The sequence below is a fragment of the Terribium retamae genome (assembly GCF_022347545.1).
Lineage (GTDB): Bacteria > Pseudomonadota > Alphaproteobacteria > Rhizobiales > Rhizobiaceae > Mesorhizobium > Mesorhizobium retamae.
In genome coordinates, this window is sequence record NZ_JAKREW010000016.1 from 45846 (window position 1) to 68942 (window position 23097).

Sequence of the window (23097 nt, forward strand, 5' to 3'; positions counted from 1 at the left end):
GGCACGATCGTAACTGGTGCTGGAGTCCGGTCGTTGAGTTGGACCTACGTCGCATCAAGGCCGGACCACCCTTGCAGCGCTTTTACGAGTAGGTTTGCCTCTTCGATCCCACCATCAAGCTCCTGGTCGAGCCTGGTCGAGAAGAAGCCACTGTCCAGGTCGGCCCTGCGATCCGCTGCATGATCCAGGATAGTTCCGGTGAGCAGATCAACCCTGAACGTGTCTTCCACGACACCTCCTTCGACCACAGCCTGAACGCGCAGATCGATGAATGGCGAGCCCGCAGGCACCTGACCAATGGTCACGCCGCGACTGGTTACGCTCAACCATTCCGGCAGCGCCCTGCCGTCAGCCTGTGTCACGCGGAATTCGACGGCAGCACCTCCCTCGCGCGCCGAGATGAGAACATAGATGAGGCCTTGATCGAGGATCGCGTCGACCTTGAACCAAGTATGCTCGCCGCCTGCACTGCTGACATCGATGCTCGAACCGCCACGCAGCGGCTTGACAATGAGATCATCGATCCGCTTCGTGCTATCGGACCATTCGCCGATCTGCCTGACGACATGAAGAACCGCGCCTTCAGCCGGAAGGCCGGAGATGCCGTTCAGCGTGCCAAAGGCATTGACGACGCTGTCGATTGGCCCATCCGCAGTAATGCGATCGGAAATACCTCCGAGGTCCCCGATAGACTGCAGGACCTCTCCCTGGACCACCATCTGAGGCCGCTCGGAAATCTGCTCGCGCTCCTCCGGGAAAACCATCGGCGGGTCGATCTCGAGCGTCGGAAGTCCACCGGATGCGCGGACATTGATCGCAACGGTATAGACCACCATGTTCGTGCCGTCGCTCACCGAATAGGTGAAGCTGTCAGGGCCGCTGTAGCCCGGAGCAGGCGTATAGGCATAGGTGCCGTCTGCGTTGACCGTGACGGTGCCATGTCCCGGTTGCGAGCCGACACCATAGGTCAGCGGATCGCCTTCAGCGTCGGTAGCCACAGGCAACTTGCCGACAACAGACGTCCCCTCTTGGACCTCAATGTCGGCATTGGATCCGACAGGCGCATCATTAACCGGCCTGACATTGATGAAGACGGTATAGGTCACCGTGCTGGTGCCGTCGTTCACCGTGTAGGTAAAGCTGTCGGCCCCATTGTAGTTGAGGCTCGGGGTGTAAGTGTAGGTTCCGTCGGCATTGACCGTAACGGTACCGTGTCCCGCTTGCGAACCAAGACCATAGGTCAGCGGGTCGCCGTCGGGATCGACTGCCACCGGCAGCCTGCCGCTGATCGGCGTATCTTCATCGGTGGCGACATTGTCATCCGAGCCGACCGGCCTGTCGTCGACCGGTGTCACATTGACGGAAACGGTATACGTCACCGTGTTCGTGCCATCGCTCACCGTATAGGTGAAACTGTCGGACCCGTTGTAGTCCGGATTGGGCGTATAGGTGTAGGTCCCATCGGCATTAACCACTACCGTACCATGCGCGGGCGGCGAGCCCAGGCCATAGGTTAACGGATCGCCTTCCGGATCGGTCGCCGCGGGCAGAGTTCCCGAGACAGGCAGATCCTCCTTCGCGGTGATCGTGGTGTCACGTCCGACCGGGCTGTCATTCACCGGTGTGACGGTCACCGTCACCGCGACGGTCGTCGCGCCGCCATGACCGTCATCGATAACAATCTCAAAGATTTCGCTGCCGCTGAAATCAGCGTTGGGCGTGTAGACATAAGTGCCGTCCGCATTGAGCACGACGGTTCCGTTGCCAGGCTGTCCGACCAGCGCAAAGGTCAACGCGTCACCATCGACATCAGATGCAACGATCCTACCCGCAACGGGAGTATCTTCGGGCGTGACATGAGAATTGCCCAAGGCCACCGGCGCATCGTTGACCGGTTGGAGCAGGATCATCGCCGTATCCGTATCGGATAAGGCGCCGCCACTACCGCTGTTGCCCTGGTCGTCGGTGACCATCGTCAACGTCACCGGAGCATTCGAATTGGCTACCGGCTGGTAGACGGGGGCAAGGCCGCTGGCCAGGTAGGCGTTAATGTCGGCAAGTGTTCCCGACAGGATGATGGATCCGCTGCCGGATCCTGACACGATGACGCCGCCCCCTGAATTGGCGGTCAATGTGCCCGCATCCACGGCAAGCGTTACCTGGATCGTTCCGCCGCCTGCATCGGCATCGGATACCGACAGGCCGGTGAGGGTCAGTGGCTGATCTTCCGTGCCGTTGAATGTCGGCGGCAGGGTGTTGACGGGGGCATCGTTGACTGCTCCCACCGTCCCCCGGACGGTTGTCTGGACGCTGGCCGTGCCATCCGACACCGTGTAGGTGAAGGAAGGTGCACCATTGAAATCCGGATCGGCGGTAAAGTGCAGCGTGCCGTCAGCGTTGAGGGTCACCGTGCCGCCCGTCACGGCCACGACGCCACCGACGACGATCGACTGTCCGTTGATCTCGGTTATCGTCAGCGGATCACCATCAATGTCGCTGTCATTGCCGAGCACCGCGATATCGACGGAGCCGTCCTCATCGATGGCAAAGCTGTCGTTGCCGGCAACCGGGCTGTCATTGACCGGCGTAACGGTGATGGTCACCGTCGCCGTATCGAACCCGCCATTGCCGTCGCTGACCCGATAGACGAAGCTGTCGACGCCATTGAAGTTTGCACCTGGATTGTAGGTGAAGGTTCCATCGGGGTTCAGGATCAGCGTGCCGCTTGCCGGCCCCGTCACCAGTGAAACCGAAAGAGGATCGCTATCCGGGTCGCTGTCGGGTCCGTTGCCGTTGTCGGCAAGCACGGATCCCGTGAGGGTGCCGTCTTCGGTTACGTTGACATTGTCGTTGACCGCATCGGGGCCTGGGTTGGTTATCGTCCAGACAAAGCTGCGGGTCACCGTGGCACCATTGAGATCTGTAGCGGTGACGGTGACGGAATAGTCCCGGGTGCCGGTCGGTCCCGACGCATCGCGGTCGATGGTGCCGGTGATTGTGCCGGTGGCGGGGTCGAAAATCAGCCCCTGCGGCAGTCCGGTGACATCAAATGTCAGCACATCGCCGATATCGATATCCGAGAAAGCTGAGCCGGGGGATATGGAGACAGCGGCGCCGTCCGCGCTCGATTGAGGCGGCAATGTCGTTGCATTCGGTGCATCGTTCGTGCCGGTCACGGTGATCGTGAGCGTTGCCGAAGCCGTGCCACCCTGGCCATCCGAGACCGTGTAGGTAACGCTGGTGGTGCGTGTCTGGCCCGCGGCAAGATTGTCGAAATCCGCACCTGGCTCGAACTGGAACGAGCCGTCGGGCTGGATCACGAACCTGCCGCCATTGCTGCCCGAAATCGGAGAACCGACACCGCCCGTCGGCGCGCCAACCCCGACCACGATCAAGGTATCCCCGTCGATATCGCTATCGCGGCCTGGGGGATCGAGAATAACGTTGCCGGACGTGCTGGCGTTTTCCGTCGTTGCGCCTGTGTCATCGACGGCAACGGGAGCATCGTTCGCCGGTGTCACAGTGATCGTCACCGTTGCCAGATCGAAACCACCATCAGGATCGGCGACGCGCACCACGAAACTGTCTATGCCGTGGAAATTCGCGTTCGGCGTATAGATATAGGTGCCGTTCGCATTGACGACCACAGTTCCGCTGGCCGGAGCGGTCTCCAGCACGACCGAGATCTGCGCAGTCGGAGTGTCTATGTCGGTAAAGCTGATGGCCCCACTGACGGGGATGTCTTCCGCGGTCGTGTGGGTGTTGTCCTGGGCAACCGGAGCATCGTTGACTGGGCCCACCGCCACCGAAACCGTGTAGGTCACCACGCTGGTGCCGTCGGTGACGGTGTAGGTGAAACTGTCCGGACCGTTGTAATTGCCATTCGGCGTATAGGTGTAGGTACCGTTCGGATTGATCGTCACCGTGCCGTTTGTCGGCTGCGATCCGACACCATAAGAGAGCGGATCGCCATCGACATCCGTTGCCACCGGCAGAGTGCCGTTGAAAGGCGTATCTTCCAGGGTGCTGATGGACGTATTCGATCCGACGGGCGCATCATTCTGGCCATGCACCGTCACCGTGAATGTTGCGGTCGACGTTCCGCCCTGCCCGTCCGAGATGGTGTAGACAATGCTGGTGGTGCGGTTCTCGCCGGGTTTCAGCGTATCAAAATCCGCTCCGGGATCGAAAGTGAAGGTGCCGTTGGCATTGACGGTGAAGCTTCCGCCCGTGGAGCCGATAACAGCTCCTCCGACATTCGCTGCCTGGCCGTTGACGGCGCTGACCGCGATCGTGTCCCCATCCGGGTCGCTGTCCGCGCCATTGCCGTTGTTGGCAAACACCGAGCCGGATAGCGGCGTGTTTTCCGCCGTCGCGACACTGTCGTCGCGGGCAATCGGTGCCGGATTGGTCACCGTAATCGTAAAGGTCTCGCTCGCCGTGTTGCCGGCGGTATCCCGTGCGGTGATGGTGACCGTGTAGATGCCGCCACCGACCTGCGAGGCATTGCTGGCCACCTGGCCTGAGATCAGGCCCGTGACCGGATCGAACACCAACCCATCGGGCAGGCCCGTCTGCGAGAAGGTGAGTGTGTCACCGTCGACATCGCTGAAGTACCCGGAAACGTTGAACGATACCGTCTGGGCGTCGCTATAGACAGCGTTGGGGATGTCGCGCCCGACCGGAGCATCCTGACCAGGCAGAACGTCGATGGACACTGTGTAGGTCACCGATGTCGTTCCGTCGGAGACCGTATAGGTAAAGCTGTCCGGTCCATGGTAGTCCGGCGCCGGCGTGTAGATGTAGGTGCCGTTCGTGCTGATCGACACGGTGCCGTGGGCCGGTTGTACCTCGGCCGCGTAAGTCAACGTGTCACCGTCGACATCCGTCGCCACCGGCAACGTTCCTGTAAACGGCGTGTCTTCAGCCGTCGAGATGCTGTCGCCTGCCCCGACCGGAGCGTCGTTGGCACCGGACACGACAACCGTCAGTGTCGCCGTGGCGGTTCCGCCATGGCCGTCTGAGACCGTGTAGGTGACGGTTGTTGAACGGGTTTCGTTGACCTGGAGATCATCGAAGGCCGTCAACGGATCGAAGCTGTAGCTGCCGTCGGCATTGATGATGAAGCTGCCGCCATTCGAACCAGCCACCGTCGTCCCGACCGCGCCGCCGTTGACGGCGGTCACCATCAGCGCGTCTCCCTCGGGATCGCTGTCATTGCCGAGCACGCCCGGCACGGCGCCGGTCAGCGGCGTATTTTCTCCGGTTGTCGAGGTGTCATCGACCGCGATCGGATTGTCGTTCACTGGTGCGACCGAGATTGTCGCCACCGCCGTTGGTGAAATTGCCCCTTCGGCATCGGTAACCGTGAACGTCAACGTGCGCGCTCCGGTCGTCGGATTGTCGCTGGTGTTGTCGTACTGCAGAGCGCGGACGAGAGCGCTTACAGCACTGCCCGTCATGGGAACGGTCGCACCGGCGGCATTCTCGAAATGCAGGCTGCCGGCGCCATCATAGGTAAAGGCAAAGGTGGTGCCGCCAAAACTGATGGTCCCGTTGCGGGCTGTTCCATAGATCAGATCCACGGATCCGTTCAGATGGATACGTTCCGCACTGCCGTCGACAAAACCGGCAAGCGCGATGTCGAGGCGCACGATCTGGTCTTCGGCATCAAGAGCGATAGCATCGCCATGGGCGATGGTCACCGGGCTGTCGCCTTCGGCATAGGTAGCATCGTGGCCAGTGCCGGCTGTCGACGCATTCAGGTCGATTGAGGGAACATCGTTGACCGCGTTTACGGTGACCGAGATCGATGCATCGTCGAAGCCACCATTGCCGTCGCTGACACGGTAGTTGATGATGGCCGTGCCGTTGAAATTGGCGGACGGGGTGAAGGTCAGCGTGCCGTCGGCATTGAGCCGAGCGGTTCCGTTGGTGACCGACACGGTCCCGTTGACTGCGATAGGCTGACCACCGATCTGCGTGACGGTGAGAGGATCTCCATCCGGATCAACATCCGCACCGGCAGCACCGCTGGTGGTTCCGACGCCCGTGATCGGATTGAACGTAACAGCCGTGTCCTCATTGGTGACGACCGTGTCGTTATTGGCCCCCGGCGCTGGGTTCGTCACCGTAAAGATGAAGGTCGTCGTTGCCGACAGGCCACTCCCGCCCTCACGGTCGTTCGCCACGACCGTCACCGTGTATGGACTGTTTTGCGATGCGTTTGCGGTCAGCGTTCCCGTGATGAGCCCGGTTTCGGGATCAAACGTCAGGCCTGGTGGCAGGCCGGTGATCGCATAGTCGAGATCGTCGCCGTCCACGTCACTGAAGTAACCGGATATGTTCAGGTTGACGGTCGACGAATCCGGGCGGGAAAGATCCGGGATGGTGCTTGCCACCGGCGCATCGTTCACCGGCGTGACGGTGATCGTCACCGTTGCAGTGTCGACGCCGCTGTTGCCGTCGTCGATCGTATAGGTGAAGGATTCCGTGCCGTTGTAGTTCGGGTTCGGCGTAAACCGCAGCACCATCGCGCTGCCGTCCATTACGAGTTGCACCGAGCCATTCGTCGTCTGCACGGATGGGCCGTTGAGGATCAGATCTACGCCGTTGACGCTGATGACGACGCCGTCATCGCCGTCCGGGTCGCGGTCATTCGCCAGGACCGGAATGTTGACCGGCGTATCTTCTGCAGTCGTTGCGGTATCGTTGTTTGCCTCCGGCGCCAGATTCTCGACAACGAAGGCGAATTGCGTGGCCGCACTGCCTCCCGGGAAGCCGTCGCTGGCCGTTACCGTGACGATGTAGGTCTGGCGACCGGTCGGACCGGAAGCATCCGGTGCGATCTTGCCGGAGACCACGCCGGTTGCGGGATCATAGGTGAGCCCCGGCGGCAAACCGGTGATCGTATAAGTCAGCGGGTCGCCTTCCGGGTCGGAGAAGTTGCCGGTGACGTCGAGACTGAAAGTATCGCTATCATTGCGCAGGATGTCCGGGATGGGCGTGACACTCGGCGGATCGTTCTCAGCGCCGACGTTGACGGTCACCACACCGGTGCTGAACCCTCCCTGGCCGTCGCTGATCCGGTAGACGATGGTGTCGGTACCGTTGTAGTCGGGGTTCGGGACATAGCGCAGCGTCCCATCGGCATTGATGGAGACGGTTCCATGACCAGCCTGGGGTGGGAACGCAGGATCGACGAACAGAATGTCTCCGTCGGGATCGGTGTCGTTCCCTAGAACGTTGATGCTTTCAATGGGCGTGTCTTCCGCCGTCGAAGCGGTGTCATTGGCCGCAGTCGGTGCCGGGTTCGTCACGTTGAATGTGAAGGTTTGGATGACCGAGCCACCGTTGCCGTCATTTGCGGTCACGGTCACGGTGTAGGGGGCGTTCACCGACGCGTTGTTGGCGATGACGCCGGTGATGTTGCCTGCGGCATCCATTGTGAGGCCGGACGGCAGACCCGTGGCGCTGAAAGTCAGCGCGTCACTTTCCACGTCGTGGAAAAAGGTCGAGATATTCAACGGATTGCTGGTCATCGACTGGCCATCGGCGCGCGTATAGCTGGGAATGGCATCCACAGTCGGACTGTCGTTGACGCCGGTGACAAGCACCGTCAAGGTCGCCGTGTCGAGCCCGCCATCGTCGTCGCGAATGGTATAGACGATCGTTGTCGTCCGCGTCTCGCCGGCCTGAAGGTCGGAAAAGACTGGACCGGCAACAAACGTGTAGCTGCCATCGGCGTTTATGGTGAAGGTGCCGCCGCTCGAACCGGTGACGGTGACAGGCGACCCGGGCACCACAGTCTGTCCCTCCACCGCAGAGACTGCAAAGCCATCGCCGTCGGGATCGATGTCATTTGTAAGAACGTTGCCACCTGTCGCGCCTGCATCTTCGTTGACCGTCAGGGTGTCGTCAAAGGCGGTCGGCGGGAGATTGTCGATGAACCAGGTGAAAGTCTCGGTGGCGGTCAGGCTGCCGTCACTGGCAACGATGGTGACCGTATAGACGCCATTGCCCGCAGGCCCTCCTGTGGATGCGCCGGAGTCGATTGTTCCGCTCACCTCGCCGGTCGCGGCATTGAAGGTCAGCCCAGGCGGCAAGCCGGTAACGGTGTAAGTCAGCGTGTCGCCGTCGATGTCCTCGAAATAAGGGGCAAATGACTGCGGGGCGATGATCTGGCTGTCATTGTCGATCCTGTTGGCGATGTCCTGGGAGATCGGCGCATCGTTGACGGCGTTGACCGTGACTGTGACCGTCGCGGTCGATGTGCCGCCCTGACCGTCCGAGATCGTGTAAATGATCGTGTCGGTTCCGTTGAAATTCGCCTTCGGCGTATAGGTCAGCTGACCATTGGCACCGATGATCACGGTCCCGTTGCCGGCGCTGGCGGCGGTGACTGTGAGTATGTCGCCGTCCGGATCCGTATCGGCACCTGACGCTCCACTTGTCGTGCCAGCTCCGGTCAATACGTTGAAAACCGCCACGGCGTCTTCGTTGACGGTCACCGTATCGTTGATGGCAACTGGACGAGGATTTGTCACCGTCAGGTCAAAACTCTGGGCGACAGAGAGGCCGGTACCGCCCGGCCTGTCATAGGCGGTGATTGTGACGGTATAGACGCCTCCGCTACCGCCCTGGCTCGCATTATGGTCGATCATACCGGAAATGATGCCGGTCAAGGGATCATAGGTGAGACCTGCCGGCAGCCCGGTGATGACGTAGTTAAGGCCATCGCCGTCCGGATCGTTGAAAAAGTCGCTGGTATCGTAGGTGAACGATTGTCCATCCGCCCTCACCCGGTCGGGGATCGGATTGGTGACGACCGGGTCATCGTTTTCGGCAACCACCGTGATCGTGACTGTTGCGGTATCCACCCCACCATTGCCGTCGTCGATCGTGTAGGTGAACGCCTCCTGTCCATTGTAGTCCGCGTTCGGCGTGAAGCGCAGAACCTGCTGGCCCGATCCGTCGAGCACGAGCTGGACCAGACCATTGCTTGTCGCAACCCCCGGCCCACCCACGGTCAGCACGATGTTGTTGACGCGGATAACCTCGGCATCGTCGCCGTCGGGATCGCTGTCATTGGCAAGGATCGGGATGTCGACCGGCGTATCCTCGGTCGTCGTCGCCGTATCGTTCTCGGCCACCGGTGGAAGATTGAGGACGGTGTAGCGGAACGTGATCGGCATCGTGCCGCCATGGCCATCGCTTGCGCTCACCGTGACGGTATAGACACGTTCTCCGGTCGGGCCGGACGCATCATGTGCGATCGTTCCGGAAATCACCCCGGTGGCGGCATCAATGGTGAGACCGGCCGGCAGCCCGGTGACAGAATAGGCCAACGTGTCTCCATCGACATCGGCAAAGAAAGCTGAAGCGTTGATGGAATCCGTATCGCCGTCATTGCGCGTCCGATCGGCGATCGGCGTGCCCGATGGCGCGTCGTTGACCGGATTGACCGTAACCGTGACCGTCGCCGTAGCAGTGCCACCGTTACCATCCGAGATGGTGTAGGTGATGATGTCGGTGCCGTTGAAATTGCTGTTCGGCACATAGGTGATCTGACCATTCGCCCCAATGGTGACCGCGCCGTTCGCCGCGCTGGCAGAGATCACCGTCAGTGGATCCCCATCAGGGTCACTGTCGGCAGCACCGCCGCTGGCAGAACCATCCAGGACATTGATGGTGACCGGTGTGTCCTCGTTGGTGACGGCCGTATCGTTGACCGCTACCGGCGGAGGATTGCCAACGGTGAAGGTGAAGGTCTGGCTGGCGGTGCCGCCATGACCATCACTCGCTGTAATCGTGACGGTGTAGATGCCGTTGGCGCCAGGCCCGCCCTGGCTGGCCTGGCGATCGATGGTGCCGGAAATGACGCCATTGGCGCCGATGCTCAAACCCGCCGGCAAGCCGGTTTGGCTAAAGCTCAGCGTGTCACCATCGATATCGCTGAAGAAGCCGGCGATGCTGACATTCACTGCCGCACCATCCTGGCTGGAGCGGTCGGGAATAGGAGTGCCGACAGGCGCATCGTTCTGCGGCGTGACGTTCACCGTCACCGTGTATTCGTTGGTGCCGCCGTTGCCGTCACTGACGATGAAACTGAAGCTGTCGGAGCCGTTGAAGTTTGGAGCCGGCACATAGGAGTAAGTGCCGTTCGCATTGATGGTGACCGTGCCGTGTGCCGGCGTGGTCGATCCGGCCGCATAGGTGACGGTATCGCCGTCGACATCGCTTGCCGGTGGCAAGGTGCCATTGAGCGTGCCGTCCTCCGGTGTGGTGACAGTCGTATCGGAAGACACCGGCGCGTCGTTTACCGCCGCGACCGTTCCGCTGACCGTTGCGGTCGCAGAGCCGCCATTGCCGTCGGAGATCGTGTAGGTGAAGCTTGGATTGCCGTTGAAATTCGCGTCCGGCGCGAATGTCAGCGTTCCATCCGCATTGAGCATGACGCTGCCGCCGGTGACCGAGACCGACGCGCCCACCGCGATGGCCGTGCCGTTGATCTGGGTGATCGTGATCGTGTCGCCATCGACGTCGCTGTCATTGGAGCGCACGTTGATGACGACCGGCGTGTCCTCGTTCGTCGTAAAGCTGTCGGCGACCGCTACCGGCGCATCGTTGACCGGGTTGACGGTGCCCGTCACGGTCGCGGTGGCCGTACCACCATGCCCATCCGAGATCGTGTAGGTAAAGGATGGGGAACCGTGGAAATCGGCGGCAGGCGTGAAGGTCAGGCGCCCGTCGACGCCCAGCGAGACGGTGCCGCCGGCAACCGCCACAGAACTGCCCGCGGCGATGTTCTGGCCATTGATCTGCGTAACCGAAAGCGCGTCGGCCTCGACATCGCTGTCATTCGTCCTGACATCGAAGACGGTAGCCGTATCTTCATCCGTGGTGAACGTATCGTCATTGGCCACCGGTGCATCGTTGACCGCCACGACTGTGCCGTTGACGGTGGCGGTGGCAACACCGCCCTGCCCGTCCGACACGGTATAGGTGAAGGACGGCGAGCCGTTGAAGTTGGCCGTCGGCGTGAAGGTCAGCGTGCCGTTTGCGTTCAACGTCACCGTGCCGCCCGTGACGGCAATTGAGTTGCCGGGCGCAATGTTGGTGCCATTGATCTGCGTGACCGAAAGCGGGTCCCCATCAGGATCGCCATCATTGCCACGGACATCGAAGGTGACCGCCGTGTCCTCATTGGTGGTGAAGGCATCGTTCGCGGCGACTGGCGGATCCTGGATGGGATTGACCGTGCCGTTGACAGTCGCGCTGGCCGTGCCGCCATGGCCATCGGAAATCGTATAGGTGAAAGACGGCGAGCCGTTGAAATTCGCAGCCGGCGTGAAGGTCAAGGTGCCGTCTGCGTTCAGCGTCACCGTGCCGCCGGTAACGGCTACAGAACTGCCGGGCACGATGTCCGTGCCATTGATCTGCGTTACGGAAAGCGGGTCTCTGTCAGGGTCGCTGTCATTGGCAAGAACATCCACGGTGACCGCAGTGTCTTCATTGGTGACGAATGTATCGTTCGCCGCCACCGGCGAGTCCTGGACGGGATTGACCGTGCCGTTGACGGTTCCGGTGCCCGTTCCGCCCTGTCCATCAGAGATGGTATAGGTGAAGGAAGGCGAGCCATTGAAGTCGGGGGCCGGCGTGAATGTCAGCGTACCGTCAGCATTCAGAGTCACGGTACCGCCGGTCACAGCGACGGTACCGCCGGGTGCGATGTTCTGGTCCTCGATCTGCGTGACCGTGATCGTGCCGCCATCGACGTCGCTGTCATTGGTGCGCACGTCGAAGGTGACGGGTGTGTCCTCACTGGTCACAAACGTATCGTTGACCGCCACCGGCGCATCGTTCTGCCCGGTAACCGTAACCACGACCGTGGCGGTCGAAGTACCGCCCTGCCCGTCCGATATGGTGTAGCTGACGGACGTGGTCCGCGTCTGACCGGCAGCGAGATCGTCGAAACCGGTTCCGGGTAAAAAACTGTAGGTGCCGTCGGCATTGGTGGTGAAGGTGCCGCCGCTGGAGCCTGCAATGGCCGTCCCCACGCCCGCCGCACTGCCATTGACTGCTGCGACCGTGATCGGATCACCATCAGGATCGCTGTCGGCACCGCTGCCATTGTCGGCGAACACCGAACCGCTCACGGTGCTGTTTTCGGTGGTCGCAACTGCATCGTTGCGTGCGACGGGAGCCGGATTGAGCACGGTCCAGGTAAAGGTGCGGCTGGCCTGCAGTCCGCTGCTGTCGATGGCGACAACCGTCACCGAGTAAGGCCCGGTCACGCTCGCACTGCGATCGATGGTTCCTGAGATGACGCCGGTCGCGGCATCGATCGTGAGCCCGGCAGGCAGACCTGTCGCGGTGAATGTCAGCGTGTCGCCGGCGTCCGGATCGCTGAAATTGCCGCTGACGTTGAAGCTGACCGTCTGGGCGTCGTTGGATGTCTGGTTGGCAATCGGCGTCGAAACCGGAGCGTCGTCGGTTCCGATGACGGTGATCGTGAGCGTCGCCGTCGAGAAGCCGCCATGGCCGTCAGAGGCTTGATAGGTGACTGAGGTCGTCCGCGTCTGACCAGCCGCCAGATCGGCAAACGCACCAGCGGGATTGAAGATTGCGACACCATCCGCGCCGATTGTGAAGGTCCCGCCGTTGGAACCGCCCACGGCCGTTCCGATGTTGGCGGAGGATCCATTCACCTGCGAAACCGTCAGCACGTCGCCGTCAACGTCGGTATCATTGGCCAGCACATTGACGTTGGCCGGCGTGTTGGCATTGGTCTGTGCGGTGTCGCCGACTGCCACGGGTGCATCGTTGATCGGATTGACCGTCACCGTCACGGTGTACTCGACCGTCGCCGTGCCATCCGTCACCGTATAGGTGAAGGTGTCGGAGCCGCTGAAATTGGCCGCCGGCGCATAGGTATAGGTGCCATTTGCATTGATGACGACGGTGCCGTGCGCTGGCGCCGTTGCGCCCGCGCCATAGGTCAACGGATCACCGTCGACATCCGTCGCGATCGGCAAGGTACCGTTGAAGGGCGTATCCTCGTTGGTGACGAACGCGGTGTTCGAGCCCACCGGTGCATCGTTGATCGGCGCCACGGTGATGATGGCGGTATCGGTATCGGCCAGCACGCCGCCGGAACCGGTATTGCCACCATCGCTGGTCGTCATGGTGAGCGTGAGCGGGCCGTTGAAATTCGCGGACGGATTGAACGTCGGCCGCGACGCCGAGGCAAGATAGGCATTGAGATCGGTGATCGTGCCGGTGAGCACGATCGTACCGCTGCCGGATCCGGTGACGTTGACGCCAGCACCAGACAAAGCGGACAAAGTGCCGGAGCTCACCCCCAAAGTGATGGTGATGGGTCCTGCGCCGGCATCGACGTCGCTAACCCGCAATCCGGTCAGGACAAGCGCAGTATCCTCGTTCACGCCAAACGATGACGGCAGCGTGTTGATCGGGGCGTCGTTCACGGCGGTAACGTTGAAGGTGAAAGTATTCGGCGTCGGATCGGTATCCTGTCCGCCATTCGCCGTGCCGCCATTGTCGCGCACGTGGAACGTGAAGGAGGCCAGCGCCGTCCCGCTCGCATCGGCGGCCGGCGTCCAGGTCAGGTTCGCGATGTTGGCTGCCGTGATGACCTGTCCCGCCACGACAGGTGTTCCACCCAGTGAAAGCACACCATTGGCCGGAATGCTGGTGATGACGATCGCAGCGAGAGCATTGGCCGGGCTGTCGTTCGGATCGGAAAACCCGAAGTCGGACGCGGTGAAGGTATAGGTGGTATCTTCTGCGATCGTCGCGGCGCGATCGGCGCCGGAGGGAGCATCGTTTACCGGAGTGATGGTGATGGTTGCGGTGTCGATATCGACAAGCGCCGGACCGCCCGTATTGCCGTTGTCGCTGGTCGTCATGGTCAGCGTTACATTGGCGGTCGCATTGGCGGCAGGTGTGAAAGTCGGGCGCGTGGCGCCGGCGAGATAAGCGTTGATATCGGCCAGCGTGCCGAAAAGGGTGATCGTCGCGGTGCCGGATCCGTTGATGGTGACGCCGGCCGCAGTGGCCGCAGACAAGGTGCCGGCGTCGACGGACAGGGTCACGGAAATGCTGCCGCTGCCGGCGTCCGCATCAGCCACCTGCAATCCGGCCAGCGCGACAGAGGTGTCTTCCAGCGTGTTGAAAGCCGAAGGCAAGGTGTTGATGGGCGGTGTGTTGACAGAAGCCACCGCAACGTTGACCGTCGCCGTTTCCGTCACGCCACCGGATGAAACCGTATAGGTGAAACTGGCATTGCCATTGAAATCGGTCGTCGGTGTGAAGATAAGCTGTCCGGCGGCATTCAATGCCACGGTACCATTTGCCATCGCGACCGCAGGCCCGCCAGGCGTAACGGCAATGCCGTTGACCGCAGATATGGTTCTGCCGGGATTCTCGAAACTGTCATTGGCAAGCACCGAGATCGTGACCGGCGTATCCTCAGCAGTCGACGCCGTGTCATTGGTGATGTCGGCAACGGGTGAGATGGAGATCGCAATCGTGTCGGTGTCAGAAAGCGCGCCGTCGGACGTCTGGATCGTGAGCAGCGCAGGCCCATTATAGTCGGCGGTCGGAGCGTAACCCGCCCCGGCAAGCGCAGCGTTGATCGCCGCCGCCGTGCCGGAAAATGTCATCGTCTGGTCGGCCGTACCGTCGCCCGCGCTGAATGTCAGCCCTGTCGTTCCGGAAAGCGAAAAGGTGCCATTGGTGACCGTGACCGTCACCGTCATGACGTTCCCATCAACGTCGCTCACGGTGATGGCGTTGCCCGTAGCAGAAGCAAACACGAGCGTGGTGTCTTCGGCGGTGGACTGCGCACCCGGCACGGTGTTGACCGGTGCATCGTTAATGGGATTGACCGTCACCGTCACCGTCGTCGTTTCGGTCACGCCGCCCGAGGTCACTGTATAGGTGAAGCTAGTCGTGCCGTTGAAATCGGCTGCCGGCGTGTAGGTGATGGTGCCGTCCGCATTGAATGTGACCGTGCCCTGCCCTGCAGGCGGCTGGGTGACGGCGGAAACGACGCGGCCACCGTTCTCGAAATTGTCCGCCGAGGCGCCGTTGGTTCCGGTCAGCACGTTGAAACTGATCGGCGTATCCTCGTTCGTCGTCACGGAGTCGGCGACGATATCCGCCACGGGGGTGACCGTGATCGCCACGAAATCGGTGTCAGAAAGCGCTCCGTCCGAGGTCTGCACGGTCAGTTGCGCCGGTCCGTAATAGTCGGCCGTCGCATTATAGACGAGACCGGCCAGTGCCGCATTGATCTGCGCCGCGGTGCCCGAAATGGTAACGGTCGCGGTGCCGTTTCCGCCAATCGTCGCGCCGCTGGCCGCAACGGATAGCGTGCCGTTGGTGACCGTCAATGTGGTGGTCAGCGTACCGCCATCGACATCGTTCACGCTCACGCCACCGACAGCCAGCGGCGTGTCTTCGGCAATCGTCTGCGCTCCAGGAACGGTATTGACCGGTGCATCATTGACCGCGGTTATCGTGACATTGACCGCTGCCGTTTCCGTCACGCCACCGGACGCGACCGTGTAATTGAAGCTTGCGGCGCCGTTGTAGTCGGCGGCCGGCGTGAAGGTCAGCGTGCCGTCGGCATTCAGCCTGACCGTGCCATTGGCGACGGCCACGGCGCCATTGGTTACGATTGACGTGCCATTGATCGCGGTGATGGTATGGCCGGAATTCTCAAAGCTGTCATTGGCGTTCACGTTGATCGTGACAGCCGTGTCCTCGTTCGTGGTGACCGCGTCGTTGGCGATATCGGTGATCGGGGCCACGGTGATCGTGCGCGTATCGGTATCGCTGAGCGAACCATCGCTGGTCGTCATCGTCAGCGTGACCGACCCGTTGAAGTCCGCGACCGGCGAATAGACCGGCCTCGACGCCGAGGCCAGATAGGCGTTGATCGACGCGAGCGTACCTGTGAGGGTGATCGAGCCGCTGCCCGACCCCGTCACGATGACGCCTCCGGCATTGCCGGCTGCCAATGTTCCTGAGCCAACGCTCAGTGTAAGGGTCATGGGAGCGGCACCGGCGTCGGGATCGCTCACGGACAGCCCGGCAAGCGGCAGGAGGGTATCCTCATCAACCGTCCAGCCGGCTGCCGGAAGCGTGTTGACCGGAGCATCGTTGACCGCTGTCACTGAAACCGTCGCCACGGCGACATTCGAGTCGGTGCTTCCATCGTTGACGACCACATTGATCGTGCGGTTGACGGTCGAGGGATCATCGGAGGTCGACGAATAGCGCACCTGCTCGAGCGCCGTCTCGTAGGCCGCTTTGCTGGCGGAACCGGTCAAGGTCAACGTGAACGTCGCCGGGTTCCATGCGGCGGTGATACCCGTCGGCAAAGCACCGGAAACGGACAGGACATCGCCGGGCTGGCCGTTGGCAATGACGATCGTCGCCGATGCCATGTTGGCGCTGTCTATGTCGGTGATCAGGCTGTCGGCGTCGACGATCGCAACACCGGCGCCATTTTCCGTATAGCTGGTCGAATAGCCGGTGCCCGCGCCGGACGCATCGAGATCCAGGACAGGCGCATCGTTGACCGGATTGACTGTGATCGTACGGGTGTCGGTGGCGCTCAGCACGCCGCCCGCGCCGGTGTTGCCACCGTCGCTGGTGGTCATTGTCAGCGATACTGGGCCGTTGAAGTCTGCCGCGGGGACGAAAGACGGACGCGACGCGCCAGCCAGGAAGGCATTGATGTTGGCCAGCGTGCCCGTCAACGTGATGGAAGAAGTTCCGGAACCCGCCACCGTCACGCTGCCGCCGGCGGTTGCCGTGAGGCTGCCCGAAGAGACGGTCAGCACCACGGTCATGGTGCCGCTCGCTGCGTCGACATCGGCAATCTGCAGCCCGGTCAGGCCAAGAGCGGTATCCTCGTTCGTGGCATAGCTAGCCGGCATGGTGTTGACCGGCGCATCGTTGACAGCAGCGACGGTGATCGTGCGCGTGTCGACGTCGGTGAGCGCACCGCCCGAACCTGTGTTGCCGCCATCATTGGTGGTCATCGTCAACGCAACTGGGCCATTCGCGTTGGCGGCCGGCGTGAACACCGGGGCGGACGCAGAGGCCAGGTAGGCATTGATGTCGGCCAGCGTGCCGGTGAGCGTGAGCGAACCGCTGCCTGAACCGGATATAGCGACCCCACCTCCGGCAGACGCCGCCAACGCGCCGGAGGCGACGTCCAACCTGACCGTGATGGTGCCGGCAGCGGCATCCGGATCGGCAACGGAGAGGCCGGTGAGCACGACCGCAGTGTCTTCGTTCGTTGCCCAACCGGATGCCGGCAACGTGTTGGCCGGTGCATCGTTGACGGCATTGACGGTGACGGTGACCGTGGCGGTTTCGGTGACACCGCCGGAGGTCACCGTGTAGGTGAAAGATGTGGTGCCGCTGAAATTCGTGGCTGGCGTGTAAGTGATGGTGCCGTCGGGATTGAAGGCAACGGAGCCCTGGCCGGCCGGCGGCTGCGTCACCGCGGAGATTGCGCGTCCGGCATTCTCGAAATTGTCCGCCGAGGCTCCATTGGTGCCGGTTATTGTGTTGAAGCTGATCGGCGTATCTTCGTTCGTCGTGACATTGTCGGCAACGATATCGGCGACCGGCGTCACGGTGATCGCGACGGTGTCGACATCGTTCAGCGCCCCGTCGGAGGTGGAAACCGTCAGTGTATCGCTGCCATTGAAGTCCGCGTTGCCCTGATAGCGCAGCGAGGCAAGCACGCCGTTCACCTGGGCCACCGTTCCGGAGATCGTTATGGTGGCCGTGTTGTTGCCGGTGACCGTTCCGGCGATGACCGACGGAGAAAGAATGCCGTTTGCGACCGACAACGTCACCGTCACCGTGCCGTTGTCGACATCGGCGACCGAAATGCCGGAAATGGCGGTCAGCACGTCCTCCGCAACGCTCGCTGGCCCGGGGACGGTGTTCACCGGCGCATCGTTGACGGCGATGACGTTGACGGTCGCGACCGCCGTATTCGAATTGGCGGTGCCGTCGTTGACGGTGACATTGATGGTGCGGGGCGTTGTCGACGGATTTTCCGAAGTCGACGCGTAACGCACCTGCTCCAGCGCTGTTTCATAAGCCGCCTTGGTAGCGGCGCCGGTCAGCGTCAAGGTGAAGGTTGCCGGATTCCAGCTTGCCGTGATGCCTGCAGGGAGTGTGCCCGCGATCGAAAGCACGTCGCCGGCCTGTCCGTTGGTGATGATCACCGTCGCCGACGTCATGTTGGCGCTGTCGATGTCGGTGATCAGGCTGTCGGTATCGGCAATCGCAACGCCGGCACCGTTCTCGGTGTAGGTGGTGGAGAATCCCGTTCCAGCGCCTGAAGCATCGAGATCAAGAACCGGCGCGTCATTGACCGGAACGATGGTGATGGTGGCGGTATCGACATCGGTCAGCGCGCCGCCGGTTCCTGTGTTGCCGCCGTCATTGGTGGTCATGGTCAACGTAATCGGGCCATTGGCATCGGCGACCGGCACATAGACAGGTGCGGATGCTGATCCCAGATAGGCGTTGATGGCCGCAAGCGTACCTGTCAGCGTCAGCGTGGCTGTGCCGGACCCGGCGACGCCTACCCCACCTCCGGCTAAGGCGTTCAAGGTACCGGATCCGACCGAAAGCGTGACGGTGATCGTGCCGCCATTGGCGTCGAGGTCGGTCACGGCCAATCCAGTCAACGTGACGCTTGTGTCTTCATTCGTCGTCCACCCGCCGGCAGGCAGCGTATTGACCGGCGCGTCATTGACCGCGGTGATGGTGATCGTGGCGACCGCCGTGTTCGAATTGATGTCGCCGTCATTGACGGTCACATTGATGGTTCTCGACGTTGCGGTGCCACCCAATGTGGGGTTGTCCGATGTCGATGAATAACGGATCTGGCCGATGGCCGTCTCATAGGCAGCCTTGCTGGCTGATCCCGTCAAGGTGAGCGTGAAGGTCGCGGCATTCCAACTCGCCGTTATCCCGGCAGGCAAGCCGCCAGTCACGGAAAGGAGATCGCCGGCCTTGCCATTGGTGATGACGATCGATGCCGACTCCATGTTGGTGTCGTCAACGTCGCCAATGACACGGTCGATGTCGGCGATTGCAACTCCCGCCCCGCCCTCGGTGTAAGTGGAGGAAAAATCGACATCCTGCGTCGTCACGCTCACGACGCCGCTGATGGATTCAGGCCCGCTGCCATCGGGATTGGCGATGACGATGGTGTTCGTCCCGGCAATGAAATCCGGAAGTGCAAGCAATCCGCCTGTGGTCGTGGGATAGAACAACTGCTCCAGGACCGTCGACGTGGAGGTCCGTGTCCCCCAGAACTCAATTCCGCTCTCGGTGATCCGCACCTCGACACGCGGCAGGCCGTTCGAATTAGCAACCCATCCGCTTACGACCGAGGTTCCGTCGGCGAAGGTGAGGCGGGTTGCGGCAGCATTGGCGGAATCGACGCCGATGATGCTTGAAGTGATCGCTCTGCCGTTGATGATGATCCGGAACGCATCATCCACCGTCGTCATGGCCACGACGGCACGGGTCTGGTCGGCAAGCTGATTGCCTGCCACGGTAAATGTGAGCGTGCTGGTGCGCTCAGCGCCCGCATCCACGCTCGGCTGCGAGAACGCACCGCCGTTCGATACCGGCACGCTCACGGCGGGATCGCCGTTGAGATCGATCGTCGGCGCATCGTTGATGGGCGTTATCGTGATGGTGCGGACATCGGTATCGGTAAGCGCGCCACCAGTGCCGCTGCCGCCGCCATCATTCGTGACCATGGTCAGCGTGACAGGACCATTGGCATTGGCCACTGGGGTGTAAACCGGGGCTGAACTCGTAGCCAGATAGGCATTGATGTTGGCCAGCGTGCCGGTCAGGGTGATCGTTCCGGTGCCGGACCCCGTCACCGCCACCCCGCCCGCTGAAGTGGCCGCCAACGTACCTGAGCCAACGGACAAGGTAACCGTCACGGTGCCGCTGCCAACATCCGGGTCCGCTATCGATAGGCCGTTGAGCGCGACGCCGGTGTCTTCGTTGGTGGTCCAGCCGGAGGCCGGAAGACTGTTCACCGGCGCATCGTTGACGGCCACGACCGTGATCGTGGTTGTGGCGACGGCAGAGTCCTGCGACCCGTCATTGACGATGACATTGATGATACGGTTTGTTGGCGACGGATTATCACCGGTGTTGGAGAAGGTGATGGCACGAATGGCCGTGGCATAGTCCGCCTTGCTCGCGACGCCGGTCAATCGGATCGTGATCTGCCCCGCGACGGAGGTATCCGTTACGGCGGTGATACCAGACGGCAAGGAACCGACATTGAGTACATCGCCGGCAAAGGCATTGGTCAGGACGATCGTGGCAGAGCGCATGTTGGCGCTGTCCAAATCGCGGACGGTGTTGTCGGTATCGGAGATCGATACCGCGGCGCCGTTTTCCGAATAAGACGTCGCGAAATCCACGCCGGCCGTCGCATCGACCAGGGTCAGCGCACGGACATTGTCGATGAAGAAGTCGTCGCGACCCGGCAGGAGGATATTGCCGCCGGAATTGTATGAGAATTGCAAAGCACCAGAGGCGGAGACTGTAGTGGGCAGGTTGATGGTAACCGGCACCGTCGCCCAACTCCCAAAGGTCGTCGCCGCAACCGTGGCAGGGCTGCCGGAGGCGCCATTCAGATAGGTGATGGTAGCGGTGTTTGACCCCGAAGCGCCGGAGGTTATGCGTGCATAGATCACGCCACCGACGGAGATCTCCAGAGTCGCGACTGAATTCGTATCGGGATTGCCGTTGTTCCAACCGAAATCGAAGACCAGTTGCGCCGAGCCGGAGGGCGCCTGTCCGACATTCCAGCCGGTCACACCAGACTGTGTCAACGTTCCGCTGCTGTTGTCCGCCGACCAGGCGAAACCGTTTGCGGTGGTTCCACCTGTGCCGCTTACAGCCCAGCCGGTCGTACCGGAAAACCCACCATTGGTGATGATATCGGATGTCGTCAGGCCAGAGTTCAAGTCCACGATGGGGGCACTTACGGCGAAGCCGAAGTCCGCCGTCAGAGAACTGGCGCCAATGAGCGCCAGACTGGCGGTCCTGGTCAGCCCGCCAGTTGTGGATGGCGCGGAGTTGACGACGCCGTTCGTGTCGGTAACCCGGACAATGTATTGCCCCGGCAAGACATTGGTGAAGAGATAATTGCCGTTGGCGTCAGTGGTATCGGTGGCCAGCACCCGCTCGCCCGCGTCAATCACCCCGTCGCCGTCGATGTCGTCGATCAACTGGACGGTCACGTTGCCGAGCCCGACATCGCCTGCGTCGAATGTTCCATTGGAATTGTTGTCATCGAAAATCTTGTCGCCGACGGAGCCGGTGGCGGGAGTCCACGTCGTGGCGTCGCTTGCTCCCGTTAATGCCGTCGTGCCGTTGGTGGTGACCGTGACGGCAGAGCCTACCGATGCACCGGTCAGCGGATTGATGCGCTGGATGACGTTGCCGACCAGATAGGTGTTGCCGTTGAGATCGCCGCCGCCCTGGGCGCCGCTGACACTGATGGTGTAGCTCCCGGGGATGGAGCCATCGGTCAGGCTGTATCGTGTGACCGTCGTTCCGGAGATACTCAGCAGCGCGTTGTTGGCAGCGTCGACGGCAAAATCGCCCCAGTCGTTCGTCGCCGTTATCTGCGCGCCGAAGGTCGAAGCCGTACTGACTGTGCGGCCATTGTTGGTGAAGGTAATCTTGAATATTTGATCGTTGCTGCCGGTGATGTTCTCGACACCCAGGTAAAGCGCCCCATTGTAAAACGCTGCAGCGCCGCTGCCGACGCCCGTCGTTCCAACGGTGATGCTTGCGCCTGCTCCGTTGTTGGTAAGATCGGAATCGATGACGATGTGGGTGTTGTTGATGAAGTCGTACGCAAACAGGGCGCGATTGGTGGCGGCGCCGGCACTGTCGGTATAATAGATCAGGCCATTGACCTGATCGACGGCCAAGGAGTTGATCGGGTCACCGACAGCTATGCCCCCAACCGTTGCAGGGACGGTGGTGATAGCTGTTGCTTTGCCGGTCAGCACATCGACACTGTAGATCGTCTTGCCTACCGAGATGAGAAGCGCACCGTCACCCGTCGATGCGGGGGCTGTCAGCAGGTCGGCGAAGCTGTCCTGCGCGTCGCGATCGACCGCCAGGTCGGTTGTCACGTCGCCGAAGCGATATTCAAGATCCCAGTCGCCACCGAGTGCGGCTACGCCGGTGCGGTCAACGGAGGCTGCAATATCGGCGCCTGTGAGACGGCCCATCATGTCTGCCGCAAGAGCCCCGCTTTCGCCCTCCGCAAAATCGCAGCCATAAATCAGGATATCGGCGTCGGCGCTCAACGAAGAACGCAGTCCTCGAAATTCATCCGCGTACTCGCCCATCATCGAGTCGGCGGTCACTGTCGCCGACCCAAGGCTCAAACTGCCCTGGCTGCCATGCGAAATGATGTGCACGGCCTCGACATCCTTCATGTCCTTCAGGACGTCGGCCATCTGCTCGACGCCGTCCTGGCCGGCGTCGAGCACAACGACTTCGTAGTCACCTTCGATGTTTTGCAGAAGCGTATCGTAGTCTGGCACTGAGCTGTCGACGAAAACAACCTGTGCCGGATGATCGGCTTGAGGCTGCTCGTCCTGCGGCTGATCATCCTGCGCCTGGGTTTCGCCGCTCACATCCGCTGGTTGTTTCAGAGCCTCTACCAGTGACGCATGATCTGCAGCAGCACCACTGTCCTGCAGTTCCTTCACAGGGGCCGGATCGACATCGGTTTGTTGCGCTTTTTCGACCGTGACAGCGCCTGCCGCGTCAAACGCGATACGCTGTTCCAGTTCCATGAGCGCCGTAGCTAAACGGTTCCAGGATTTGCGGAGATTGGCCGGATCGACGGCTGCGCCAGAACTCTTATGACGAGGACGTTCATTCATGGCCGCACCCGCAGGAGGCACTAATATTAGCGCCCCTTGAAGTTTAGCCCCTCGCCCATTTGTTACCGGGCGCCCACCCGAC

1 protein-coding gene is annotated in these 23097 nt (G+C 61.6%); it reads right to left on the reverse strand.

Annotated features, from left to right (window positions below; all coding sequences use genetic code 11):
- Positions 1 to 44: 44 nt before the first annotated feature.
- Positions 45 to 23015 (reverse strand): Ig-like domain-containing protein, encoded by a 22971-nt coding sequence (locus L4923_RS16710; protein ID WP_239367087.1) that lies wholly within the window; start codon positions 23013 to 23015, stop codon positions 45 to 47.
- Between the last annotated feature and the right edge of the window lie 82 nt (positions 23016 to 23097).

What these genes read in the sequence shown, in the direction of transcription:
- L4923_RS16710 (WP_239367087.1), bottom strand. Translation starts at nt 23,015, where the DNA reads ATGAATGAACGTCCTCGTCATAAGAGTTCTGGCGCAGCCGTCGATCCG.